The sequence below is a fragment of the Pseudoalteromonas sp. NS-SX12 genome (assembly GCF_057367955.1).
The window spans coordinates 1,097,765-1,110,241 of record NZ_CM170634.1; the positions used below are offsets into that span (position 1 = coordinate 1,097,765).

At 41.8% G+C, this 12,477-nt stretch carries 13 protein-coding genes; all 13 read left to right on the forward strand.

All coding sequences use genetic code 11. The features are described from left to right. The first annotated feature begins 11 nt into the window (after nt 1-11). The 13 genes from AC2IOM_RS05250 to AC2IOM_RS05310 all read left to right on the forward strand — a co-directional run bounded on the left by AC2IOM_RS05250 (nt 12) and on the right by AC2IOM_RS05310 (nt 12,474). Nucleotides 12-731, forward strand: a complete 720-nt coding sequence (locus AC2IOM_RS05250; RefSeq protein ID WP_486359316.1) for an SURF1 family protein — start codon at nt 12-14, stop codon at nt 729-731. Continuing rightward, nucleotides 724-1,248 carry a hypothetical protein gene (locus AC2IOM_RS05255; RefSeq protein WP_105173156.1) on the forward strand — a complete coding sequence of 175 codons (525 nt, stop codon included), beginning with the start codon at nt 724-726 and terminating at the stop codon, nt 1,246-1,248. Before AC2IOM_RS05250 ends, AC2IOM_RS05255 begins: the two co-directional genes overlap by 8 nt. Nucleotides 1,249-1,257: 9 nt before the next feature. Beyond that, a complete protein-coding gene (locus AC2IOM_RS05260) occupies nt 1,258-2,250 on the forward strand; it encodes a COX15/CtaA family protein (protein WP_486359317.1) in 993 nt (330 codons plus the stop codon). Nucleotides 2,251-2,260: 10 nt separating this feature from the next. Next, on the forward strand, nt 2,261-3,157 hold the full coding sequence (gene cyoE / locus AC2IOM_RS05265; RefSeq protein WP_486359318.1) for a heme o synthase: 897 nt from the start codon (nt 2,261-2,263) through the stop codon (nt 3,155-3,157). Continuing rightward, nucleotides 3,158-3,775 carry an SCO family protein gene (locus tag AC2IOM_RS05270; protein WP_486359319.1) on the forward strand — a complete coding sequence of 206 codons (618 nt, stop codon included), beginning with the start codon at nt 3,158-3,160 and terminating at the stop codon, nt 3,773-3,775. Nucleotides 3,776-3,888: 113 nt separating this feature from the next. After that, nucleotides 3,889-4,158 (forward strand): STAS domain-containing protein, encoded by a 270-nt coding sequence (locus AC2IOM_RS05275; RefSeq protein ID WP_010561504.1) that lies wholly within the window; start codon nt 3,889-3,891, stop codon nt 4,156-4,158. Nucleotides 4,159-4,170: 12 nt separating this feature from the next. Then, on the forward strand, nt 4,171-4,533 hold the full coding sequence (locus tag AC2IOM_RS05280; protein ID WP_010561505.1) for a response regulator: 363 nt from the start codon (nt 4,171-4,173) through the stop codon (nt 4,531-4,533). Nucleotides 4,534-4,546: 13 nt separating this feature from the next. Further along, complete coding sequence (locus AC2IOM_RS05285) at nt 4,547-6,643, forward strand: chemotaxis protein CheA (protein WP_486359320.1); 2,097 nt, start codon at nt 4,547-4,549, stop codon at nt 6,641-6,643. After that, nucleotides 6,643-7,143 carry a chemotaxis protein CheW gene (locus AC2IOM_RS05290; RefSeq protein WP_054978221.1) on the forward strand — a complete coding sequence of 167 codons (501 nt, stop codon included), beginning with the start codon at nt 6,643-6,645 and terminating at the stop codon, nt 7,141-7,143. The genes AC2IOM_RS05285 and AC2IOM_RS05290 overlap by 1 nt, the downstream gene beginning before the upstream one ends. A 90-nt stretch (nt 7,144-7,233) precedes the next feature. After that, nucleotides 7,234-9,960, forward strand: coding sequence for a methyl-accepting chemotaxis protein (locus tag AC2IOM_RS05295; RefSeq protein WP_486359321.1), 2,727 nt, complete (start codon nt 7,234-7,236; stop codon nt 9,958-9,960). Between the two features lie 53 nt (nt 9,961-10,013). Further along, nucleotides 10,014-10,832, forward strand: coding sequence for a CheR family methyltransferase (locus AC2IOM_RS05300; RefSeq protein ID WP_105173162.1), 819 nt, complete (start codon nt 10,014-10,016; stop codon nt 10,830-10,832). Further along, complete coding sequence (gene cheD / locus AC2IOM_RS05305; RefSeq protein WP_054978219.1) at nt 10,829-11,437, forward strand: chemoreceptor glutamine deamidase CheD; 609 nt, start codon at nt 10,829-10,831, stop codon at nt 11,435-11,437. The genes AC2IOM_RS05300 and cheD overlap by 4 nt, the downstream gene beginning before the upstream one ends. Nucleotides 11,438-11,445: 8 nt before the next feature. Next, a complete protein-coding gene (locus tag AC2IOM_RS05310; RefSeq protein WP_486359322.1) occupies nt 11,446-12,474 on the forward strand; it encodes a protein-glutamate methylesterase/protein-glutamine glutaminase in 1,029 nt (342 codons plus the stop codon). Nucleotides 12,475-12,477: the final 3 nt, after the last annotated feature.

Here is a 12,477-nt window from a genome sequence, read left to right on the forward strand (position 1 = left end):
GAGTTTGCTATATGCGGTTAATCCAGAATAGTGCAAAAAGCATCACTCTGCTAGTGTGTACAACAACTGTCGCATTAATATGCGCGAGTTTAGCTGTGTGGCAGTATCAAAGATCACAGCAAAAAATAACGATTATTAAAAAACTAGATCAGCTTAGCCAACAAGGGGTCATTCCTTGGTATCAGCTCGCTAGTTTACCAAGCGATTGGCTTGCAACAGGACTCACAGTATCCCTATCAGGCGAAGTCTCTTCACAGTTTTGGTGGCTTGATAACCAAGTGGTTAATGGCCGTTTTGGTTACGACTTGATCGTTGCCGTGAAACCAAATAATTCTTCACGCTGGTGGCTGGTTAACCTTGGTTGGTTTGCGGGCTCATTAAATCGAGAGCAATTACCAGAAGTAAGCTTGCCGCAGCAACTAACACTCACCGCATTATTGAAGGTTGGTAACTTTACAAGCTTCAACTTGGTATCAAATGATCTTGAATTACGCCAAGGACAACGGTTGCAATACATTACGCCAGAGTTTGCAGCAAGTGCGCTCCAGCAGCCATTCGCGCCATATATTCTTTATGCACAGCCGGAAAGTGCGCTGGGCGAATTTCATTACCAAGTTATTAATATGTCACCAGATAAACACAAAGCGTATGCCTTGCAGTGGATTTTACTCGCTCTCGTTGCGGTTGTGATTGGTGCGGTTATGTATCGAAAAGGAAGTGCACATGAATAAGACTCTTGGACTTTTTATTATTTGTTTTTTAGCGCCAGCGTTAACTGCTTTTTTGGCGTTAAAGTTTGATTGGCTTGAACCTGCACAAACTAACTTTGGGCACTTCGTTGAAAATGAACAAAAAATTGAAAAGTGGCCGGCGGAATCTCAACTTAAATGGTCGCTCGTTACTTTATCGGAAGAGGTTTGTACGCAACATTGTGAAACTCGAAAGCAATTAATTAAAAATGTGTTTGATGTACTTGGTAAACATAATTTATATGTGGGGGCTTTTTCCCTTTCGAGCAGCCAGCAGGCATTGCAGCTGACTAATTTAACTGCACATGAAAATGTTGTTACACAACTAGAAAATCAAACACTTGCTATTGAATCAGATGCAATTTATTTAGTCGATCATCACGGTTTAATAGTACTTGAATATCCCGTTAATTATCAGCTTCAGTCAGACAATAATATGAAACGCGGGCTTATAAAAGACCTTAAGAAACTGCTCAATTATAGCCGCAGCAGAGCATAGGAGGCGCGAATGAATCAATATCATAAAATTGTACTGTTTGGCTGTGTTTTTGCATTTATTGTGGTGGGATTGGGCGCGTATACACGACTTAGCGACTCGGGCCTAGGTTGCCCTGATTGGCCAGGGTGTTATGGTTTTTTAACTGTGCCTAATGAAGTGCATGAGCTAGAAAAAGTCGAAACACATTTTCCAACACATGAAGTCGATCAAGGAAAAGCGTGGAAAGAAATGATCCATCGCTATTTTGCTGGCACGCTGGGCATTATTATTTTGCTTATTGCGATAATGGCATTTAAGCAACGGCAACACCGATTAGTGCCAGTGAAGCTACCGTTACTAATTTTGGGGCTAGTCGTATTTCAAGCTGCGTTAGGCATGTTAACAGTCACTATGAACTTACAGCCGCTCATCGTTATGGGGCATTTGCTCGGTGGTTTTACAATTATGAGCCTGTTGTTCTTGCTCTATATTAGGCTTACCACAGAGCGCATCCCTGGTGGAGATTCGGGCGCAAAACCTCATTATGGTTTGGCAATAATCGCTTTGAGCTTTGTTGTTTCGCAGATTGCATTAGGTGGATGGTTAGCGGCAAATTACGCGGCGTCACATTGTGCAGATTTTCCTTTGTGCGGCGCCAACACATTTGAACGTTTTTCATTTACGAGTATTTTCCAATTACCGAATGATCACGCCAGTTATGAGTTTGGAGTGTTGTCGGCTGAAGCGCGTATGTCGATTCACTTTCTCCATCGCATTTGGGCAATGGTTACTACGTTTGTCGTTCTTTGGGCTGGTTTTAAAATTCTAAAAGACTGTTATTCAACAATAATAAAACGAGCTGTTTACCATATTTGGGTGGTGTTGCTTTGTCAGATTGCGCTGGGTGTTAGCTTAATTTTGATGCATATCCCGCTCAATATTGCGCTTATTCATAATATGACAGCATTATTGCTACTTTTAAGTTGCGTTCGGCTTGCATATCTCATTAAAAGCAAGTGCTAGGGAGTAAACTATGACCAGTTATGTTTTACAATTTCAGCGCTCACTAAGCGCTAAAGTTCATGAATACTTAGTGCTTTGTAAGCACAAAGTTGTGATGTTGCTAGCGCTTACCGCTGTGGTTGGACAAGGTTTGGCACCCTACGTTGGGCGAAGCTTGCTAGAGCAGATGTTAACCATAGTAGGTATCGCATTATTAGCCAGTAGCGCTGCGGTGATTAACCATATTGTTGATAGCGATATAGATAAAAAAATGAAGCGCACCGACTCGCGCCCAGTCGCAACAGGCAGTGTGACAAATCGTCAGGCGTTTGTCTTTTCAATGACGCTGTTGGTTATTGGGTTTTGCATGTTAGTTGCTTATGCAAATTGGCTAACCGCTTGGCTTACCTTAGTTGCTTTAGTCGGTTATGCGTTTGTTTATACGCTGGTATTAAAAAGACGCACGCCACAAAATATTGTGATCGGGGGTTTTGCTGGCGCGATGCCGCCATTGTTGGGCTGGGTGTCTGAAACTGGCTCAATGTCAGCAGAACCTTGGTTATTAGTGATGATAATTTTCACTTGGACACCACCGCACTTTTGGGCGTTAGCCATTGATCGTAAAAAAGATTATGAAAACGCAAAAGTTCCCATGTTGCCAGTAACGCATGGTATTGAATTCACCAAAACAATGGTGTTGCTATATAGCGTTTTATTAACATTGGTTTGTGTTTTACCGTTTTTAATTGGTATGTCAGGAAACTTTTATTTAGCGGTAAGTGTGTTACTTAATGGCGTGTTTATGTATCGTGCTTGGGAGCTAAAATTTGCTGCCAAAGAAAAGTCTGCGATAAAGCTATTTATCTATTCCATTTGGCAACTTATGATACTATTTATCGCACTGTTTATTGATAAGTGGTTGATTTAAATGAGCCAATTTAAGCTATTAATTGTTACATCTTTAATCTTTATGGTTTTGGGTTGCGGCCCAAAATCACCTCCGCAAACAAACGCATTACTCTATCAAGAGGCTAAGATTGTTAAGCCATTTGTGTTGCAAGACCAAAATGGCCAACAGGTTACTAATCAAAACTTAAAGGGCAACTGGACGCTATTATTTTTAGGTTATACAAGTTGCCCAGATATTTGCCCAATGACGTTGGCAAAATTAACTCAAATAACAAAAGAGTTATCGCCTAACTTTGCCATAAATGTTTGGTTTGTATCGGTTGATCCTAAACGTGATAACGCCGAAAAACGCAAGCTGTACATTGATTACTTTAACCCCGATTTTACTGCTGTTTCAGCAGCGCATAAGCATTTATTTCCATTTGTTCGAAACCTAGGTTTAGTGTACGCCATTCATGATGATGGTGAGTCGGAAAATTACACAGTTGACCACAGTGCATCAGTCACGTTAGTCGACCCAAATGGCGCGGTTAGAGCCATTTTTAAACCTGAATTTGCCAAAGGCAAAGTACCGTTAATTAATCAGAGTGAAATGACACAAGATCTGACCTCGATTATTGGTTACTACAGCAATTAGTATCGATTTATGATCTGCTAACGCATTAATTAGCTTTAATTAAATCGATATTATTTTGGCAAATTTTCATTCTGGGTCTACGCTTAATTTTAAGCGAACAAGGAAAGAAAATTATGTATCAGTTACCTGCTGAGCTTGTCATAAACTCAGTCTCTGAGCTTAAAGAATCTCTCTTAGATTTATTATCGAAACAATCGAGCATTGATCTGGATATTTCCTCGGTTACTCGTGCTGATACCGCTTCAATTCAATTACTCTGTTCGTTGCAAAAAAATCTAGCGGAAACTCAGCATCAAATTACGTGGCATGGCAAAAGTGATGCGTTATTTGCTGCAGCAAAAACATTGGGAGTGCAAGATTTTCTTGCCTTATCAGAACAATAATTTGGGGTCTGTATGAAAAAGATTTTGGCGGTTGATGATTCTGCATCAATGAGACAAATGGTTGGTTTTACGCTTAAAAAAGCCGGTTTCGATGTAACAGAAGCGAAAGACGGAAGCGAAGCGTTAGAAATCGCTAAAGGCAACAGCTTTGATGCGGTCATTTCTGATGTGAATATGCCGATTATGGACGGCATTACACTTATTCGAGAACTAAGAGCGCTACCTGCCTACAAGTTTACGCCTATGCTAATGCTTACTACCGAATCGGGACTGGATAAAAAAACCGAAGGTAAAGCCGCTGGCGCCACTGGATGGATCGTAAAACCATTTAATCCAGATCAGTTATTAGCAGTTATCAAAAAAGTCATCCGATAAATCAGGAGGCGGCATGAGCATAGACTTAAGCCAATTCTTTGAGGTTTTCTTTGAAGAGAGCCTTGAAGGTTTGGATGTCATGGAATCGGAGTTACTCAACCTCACACCTGGTGATGTAGACAACGAGACGATTAATACTATTTTCCGTGCCGCGCATTCTATTAAAGGCGGAAGTGGAACCTTTGGCTTCACACATGTTTCCGATTTTACCCACGTTTTAGAAACCCTTTTAGACCAAATCCGTGAAGGCAGCAGAGAATTAACCGCCGAACATGTGAATCTGCTTTTGCAGTCGGTTGATTGTTTGCGCGAAATGTTAGGCGATTTACAAAATAATCAAGAAACAGACCTAACGACGGCAACTCAGTTAAAAGAAAAGTTTGAGGCAATTTTAGCGGGTGAGTCACAGCCAGCTAGTACACCAGCTGCTACAAAAAGTAGCAACGATAATCCACCTGTGGAGCACGGTGCACTTGATACCTACGAAGTGATTTTTAAGCCGCAACATCATTTATTTAAAACGGGAAATGAACCCATTTATTTGATTGAAGAGTTGGCAGAACTAGGTCAGCTTGACGTGACGGCAAATTTAGATGATGTACCTGATATTCACAACCTTGCGGCTGACGAATGTTTTTTAACTTGGTGCTTTTATCTTGAAACCGATAAAGGCGAAGAGGCGATAAAAGAAGTATTTGAATGGGTTGAAGATGATGCCGAAATCACTATCACCTTGTGTGGCGGATTATTTGGTGACGACCCCATAGAATCTGAACCAGAAGATGTTAGTGAGCCAGTAACTGAAGAGACGCCAACGCCAACAGCTGAAAATAAAAGTGACAAACCTGCGCCAGCAGCAAAAGCTGCTGCAAAAAGTGGTTCCACAGAAAGTACGTCAATTCGAGTCAGCATTGATAAAGTAGATTCACTAATTAACATGGTTGGCGAGCTGGTAATTACTCAAGCAATGCTTACACAGCTTGGTGAAGGAGAAATTACCGAAAACAAATTAATGGCATTGCAAGAAGGACTTGCACAACTTGCTCATAACACACGTGACTTACAAGAAAGCGTGATGCGAATTCGCATGCTGCCAATCAGTTTTGTATTTAGTCGCTTTCCGCGTTTAGTGCGAGACACATCGCAAAAGCTAGGAAAAGAAGTCGAACTAAAACTCCTTGGTGAGCAAACTGAGCTTGATAAAACAGTAATGGAAAAAATCTCAGATCCTATGGTGCACTTGGTGCGAAATTCACTGGATCATGGTCTAGAAACGCCAGAGCAACGGGAAGAGGCGGGTAAGCCAAGAGTTGGTACCGTAACACTTAATGCATTTCATCAAGGCGGTAACATAGTTATTGAAATTATGGACGATGGTGCTGGCTTAAATACACAAAAAATCAAACAAAAAGCGATTCAAAACGGCCTAATTAGCGATTCAGACGACTTATCGGATGATGAAATTAATGAGCTAATTTTTATGCCCGGTTTTTCAACTGCAGATCAAGTGAGTGACATCTCTGGCCGTGGTGTGGGTATGGACGTAGTAAGACGTAATATCCAATCGCTAAATGGCTCAATTGAGGTTACTTCAGAACAAGGTATTGGTTCTACCTTTACGATTCGCCTGCCGCTTACTTTGGCTATTTTAGATGGTCAGTTAGTGACTGTAGCGCAACATACTTACATCATTCCGCTTATTTCTATTGTGGAATCATTGCAAATTGATTTGAAAATGGTGAATTGCGTAGGCGGCGGCTTAAACGTTTTACGCTTACGCGATGAATACATTCCTATTTTACGACTACATAAAATTTTTAATCACAGTGGTGCAATTGAAGATCTCGATAAAGGCCTGCTGGTTATTGTTGAAAGTGATAACCAAAAAGTCGGGTTATTAGTTGACGATTTACTGGCACAGCAACAAGTGGTTATTAAAAGCCTAGAAGCTAATTATCAAAAAGTAGAAGGGGTTTCTGGCGCGACGATTTTAGGTGACGGAAGAGTATCGCTAATTATTGATATTACGGGGCTAATCAAATTAGCTGGCCTGAAAAAAGCAGGCACTTCTGAGCTTGCAATTGAGCCGATAGAAAGTGAGGAAGCTTGATGGAAGCGATAGCAAATGATCTTCTCGAGTCGAGCGAAGAGAATCAAGAAGAGAATATCTGCCAGTTTCTGACTTTTATGATGGCAGATGAAGAATATGGTGTGGATATTCTCGCAGTGCAAGAGATCCGTGGTTGGGAAGAAATAACTCAAATTCCCAATTCGCCAAGTTATGTCAAAGGTGCCATTAATCTGCGCGGCACAATAGTACCGATTATTGATTTGCGGGCGCGATTTGGCTTGCCGCAGGTGCCTTATAGCTCAGTTACTGTAGTAATCGTGGTCAAAGTTGACCTAGAAAGTGGCGACAAAATTATGGGGCTAGTGGTTGATGCAGTATCAGATGTTTACAGCATTTCAGAGTCTGATGCGCGCGATGTGCCTGATGTAACCAATACAGAAAATACCGAGTTTGTTCATGGTCTGGTCAATGTCGGTGAAAAAATGGTTGTGTTGTTAGATTTAAAACGGGTGTTGAATCTTTCCAAAGAGCCGGACTAATAAAAACAATAGCTCATCAACAGGTGAGTGCTAAGCGAGTGTAAAAGCCGATGATGAAATGCAATCAAATAAAAAAGGGTGGAGATTGATATGTGGTGGTCTAGCAAAACACCAGACGCAGCATCTGGGAAATCTGAGAGTGATTTAATTTTAGAAGCCTTAAGTCGATCTCAAGCTGTGATTGAGTTCAAACCTGATGGTACTGTAATTACGGCTAACACCAACTTTTTAAATGCGTTGGGATATCGCTTAGAGCAAATTCAAGGACAGCATCATCGCATGTTTGTACCTCCTGCACATGCCAATAATGCTGAGTATAGTCAGTTTTGGGCTCGGCTAGCGCGTGGTGAGTTTATCTCCGGTGAATTTAATCGTATTAATGCCGAAGGCAAAGAGATTTGGATTCAAGCGTCATACAACCCTATTGTCAATGAACATGGTGTTGTTACTAAAGTTGTAAAATACGCAACGGATATCACAGAACGTAAACTGGCTGCTGCGGACTCCGAAGGGCAGCTAGAAGCAATTCGTAAATCGCAAGCCGTAATAGAGTTTAATCTCGATGGCACAATCATCACAGCGAACGATAATTTTTGCGGTGTTATGGGTTATCGATTAGATGAGATTGTTGGCAAACATCATAGTATGTTTGCGGAGCCAGAATACGCTTCGAGTCAAGACTATAAAGATTTTTGGCAAAAATTGAATCGCGGCGAGTTTTGTACTGGTGATTATAAACGAATTGGCAACGGCGGAAAAAATGTATGGATTAGGGCGTCGTATAATCCGATTTTTGATCCGAACGGTAAGCCCGTTAAAGTTGTGAAATATGCGAGCGACATTACTGAGCAAAAAGAAGCTGAATTTGAAGCGCGTTTGGCCGCCAACCGTGCAAACGCACTTAAAGTGTGTCAAGCAAATGTAATGATTGCAGACAATGACTTAAAGATAGTTTTCATTAACGATGAAAATTTAAAAATGCTAAAAAGTCGCGAAGCATCAATTCGCAAAGTGCTGCCAAACTTTGATGCCAATAACTTAATCGGGCAGTGTGTTGATGTTTTCCACAAAGACCCAAGTCATCAACAAAAAATGCTAGCTGCGCTTAAAGATGTGTATCGCACCAGAATCACGGTTGCTGAATTAACCTTTTCGCTAATTGCTACACCTTGGCTGAATACCGAAGGTGAACGCATTGGTACCATTGTCGAGTGGCAAGATTTGACCGATGAATTGGCAGCGCAAAGAAAAGCAGAGGCAATTGCTGCTGAAAATTCACGAGTTCGCCAAGCACTTGATACGGTTAATACCAACACTATGATTGCTAATGCGAGCAATGAAATTGTGTATATGAATAGTGCTGTGCTAAATATGATGCGCAATGCCGAATCCGACATTAAGCGCGATTTACCTAACTTTAATGCGTCGTCATTAATAGGTTCAAATATGGATGTATTCCATAAAAACCCAGCGCATCAGCAACAAATGATAGAGCGATTGACATCAACGTATAGCACTGAAATTTTGGTTGGCGGTCGTACGTTTGCGCTTACTGCGAATCCTATCTTCTCCGATAATCAAGAGCGTTTGGGCACGGTTGTAGAGTGGCTAGATAGAACTGCTGAGGTGGCAATTGAGAAAGAAATTGACGAGCTTGTAACCGCGGCATCGCAAGGTGAACTAGATACGCGTATCGAACAATCGGGTAAACAAGGCTTCTTCTTAAATCTTGCGCAAGGACTTAATAGATTAGTTGAAATATCCGACGAGGTAATTACTGAAGCGGCAGAAATGCTTGATGCCATGGCGCATGGTGACTTAACCAAGCGCATTCAGAGTGATTACTTAGGCTCATTTGATAAGTTAAAACGCGATGCAAATACAACCGCAGAAAAGTTAACCGAAGTGATAGAGAAAGTTAGTGTGTCTTCTAATCTTGTTGCCAGTGGCGCGGAAGAAATTTCGCAAGGTAATACTGATTTAAGTCAGCGTACCGAAGAGCAAGCGTCTTCATTAGAAGAAACAGCTTCAAGCATGGAAGAGATGACCAGCACCGTTCGCCAAAATGCAGATAATGCAAAAGTTGCGAATGAACTTGCCAACGATACCCAAGTGAAGGCTAAACAAGGCGGTGAAGTGGTTGAGCGTGCGGTAGAAAGCATGGCCGAAATCAATCAAGCCAGCAAGAAAATTGCAGACATCATAGGTGTTATTGACGAGATTGCATTCCAAACTAACTTACTAGCACTGAATGCTGCAGTAGAAGCTGCAAGAGCAGGTGAGCAAGGGCGAGGCTTCGCGGTTGTCGCCGGTGAAGTGCGAAATTTAGCACAACGTTCAGCCGCAGCAGCGAAAGAAATAAAAGAGCTAATCCGAGACAGCGTGAGTAAAGTTGAAGACGGAACGCTGCTGGTGAATGAATCAGGTAGTACGCTGCAAGAGATAGTTGCCTCTGTGCAACGAGTGACAGAAATGATCGCTGACATTACGGTTGCATCTGAAGAGCAAAGCTCGGGTATTGAGCAGGTTAATAAAGCCATTACGCAAATGGATGAAATGACTCAGCAAAATGCCGCGCTTGTAGAGCAAGCCTCTGCGGCGAGTGAATCCATGGCGGAGCAAGCAAATGGGATGCGCCAGTTATTAAGTTTCTTTAATACTAGCGGTAATCATAGTATTGAGTCTCCGATGATTACACAGCGACCAGCAGCAAAAAGCGCCCCAAAAGTTGCTTCACGTAGTGAGCGCCTGCAAATAACCTCGGTTCCATCGGGCGATGATTTCGCCGATAGCAGCGAAGAGTGGGAAGAGTTTTAACTGTTCGTTAAAGCTAGGCAGAGGTTTCTGTCTAGCTTACTCTAGGAGTCATTGTGGCGAAGGAATTTCTGCTAACAGATCAAGAGTTTGAGTTGATCGCGAAAATGGTTTATGAAGCCTGTGGTATTGTGCTTGGTAGCCATAAACGCGAGATGGTTTATTCTCGTTTGGCGCGCCGTATTCGTGCATTAAATTTGGCAAGTTTTGCACAGTATATTACTTACCTTGATCAACATAAGCGTGACGAGTTCAGTCATTTTATTAATGCAATTACCACCAATTTAACGTCATTTTTTCGTGAACCGTACCATTTCGATTTTTTGCGTGAAACGCTTATTCCTCAAATTCTTGAACGTAATAAAAGCTCAAGGCGAGTAAGAATATGGTCTGCGGGCTGCTCTACAGGTGAAGAGCCTTATACGATAGCGATGACTTTGGCTGATAAGTTTCCGTCTAATTGGGATGTAAAGATATTAGCAACGGATTTAGATTCAAATGTACTGGCGAAAGCAAGCGCGGGTGAATACGCAGAAAACTCAATTACAGGTTTAGATAATGGCTTAAAAAAACGCTTTTTTCTGCGCAATAAGCAAAGCGGCTTGTTTAAAGTGAGGCCTGAATTGAGAGACAAAATTTACTTTAAGCGACTTAACTTATTACAAGAGTGGCCCATGAAAGGTGAATTTGACGTGATCTTTTGTCGTAATGTTGTGATCTACTTTGATCAGCCAACAAAAGAACTGTTATTTCAACGCTATGCTGCTCAGCTATGTTCGCAAGGGCATTTATTTTTAGGCCATTCAGAAAGTATGAATAAGACACAAACGGAATTTGTAGCGCTTGGTAAAACCATGTACAGGAAGGCACTTTGAACGAGAATTTTAAGCAGTGCCTAAACGGCTTTGAAAATATAAAACGTTATTGGGATAGAGGCCGTGATGCCGTTGTCGCGAAAATTTTACCCGGCGAAGTGTATGTTACTAAACAAAATGAATTAATTTCTACGGTGCTGGGCTCATGTATATCAGCATGTGTTTATGACTACAAAATGGGGATAGGCGGCATGAATCACTTTATGCTTCCGGCAAATAATAATGCGAGCATTGATAGTCTAAGCTGTCGCTATGGTAACTGGGCGATGGAGTTTTTGATTAATGAAATTATTAAAAACGGTGGCAATCGCGATAACTTTAAAATTAAAATTTTTGGTGGTGGTAAGATAATTCGCGGAATGGGCGACATTGGCGAAGGTAATATTATATTTGTGTCGCAATTTTTAAAAAACGAAGGGTTGCAAGTTGAGTCCCATGATGTTGGTGGGCCTTGGCCGCGAAAAGTGCTGTTTAATCCCACTACAGGCAAAGCACAGGTAAAAAAACTTCGAAGTATGCATAACGATACAATTCAACAACGTGAATTTAAATATCTTCACGAAATTGAAGAGCAAGATACGCATACTGATATCGAGCTATTTTAGGAATTAAGATGATCAGGGTTTTAGTAGTTGATGACTCACCATTGATTCGAGCGGTACTGACTGAGGTCTTACAGCAAGCACAGGATATTGAAGTAATTGGTACGGCAAATGATCCGTATCAAGCAAGGGATCTAATTAAAAAACTTAATCCAGATGTGCTAACGCTTGATGTAGAAATGCCAAAAATGGACGGCGTGAGTTTTTTAAAAAACTTGATGCGTCTAAGGCCAATGCCAGTTGTGATGATTTCGACCTTAACTCAGCAAGGCGCACCGATTACGCTTGAATGCTTAGAGTTAGGTGCCGTTGACTTTGTTGCTAAACCAACACAACAAGTTGGTGACAAACTGCATGGTTACGCGCAAACCTTACACGAAAAAATAAGAGCGGCAGCAAAAGCTCGTGTACGAGCGATAAAACCTGTAACTCCCCCTGTGGCGAGTGTGGCTACGGGCACGTTTGATAATACTAAGCTGGTGGCAATTGGTGCATCAACCGGTGGCACTGAGGCAATTAAAGAAGTGTTAACAGGCTTGCCTGACAATTTCCCACCGATTGTTATTACTCAGCATATTCCACCTGTTTTTTCAGCCTCGTTTGCAGAGCGTATGGATCGTTCAGTCGCGTTAACGGTTAAAGAGGCGGAAGATGATGAGGAAATTAAGCCTAATCATGTTTATATCGCACCTGGCGATTACCACTTAGCGGTGGTTAGCAAAGGTACGAAACTGATGTGTAAAGTAGTTCAGTCAGCCCCTGTTAATCGTCATCGCCCAGCTGTCGATGTATTGTTTAAATCAATTGCTAAATTAAACTTGGGTAAAAAAGTGTGCGCGTCGTTACTTACCGGCATGGGGGCTGATGGTGCCGCTGGTTTGTTAAAGCTAAAAGAGTGTGGTGCGTATACTTTGGCGCAAGATGAGGCGTCGAGCGTGGTTTGGGGAATGCCGCGCGCTGCAGTCGATTTGGACGCAGCGCAAAAAGTTCTTAGTTTAGAATCGGTTGCAAATGAAATTGCAAATTGGGCAAAAAAATAACCG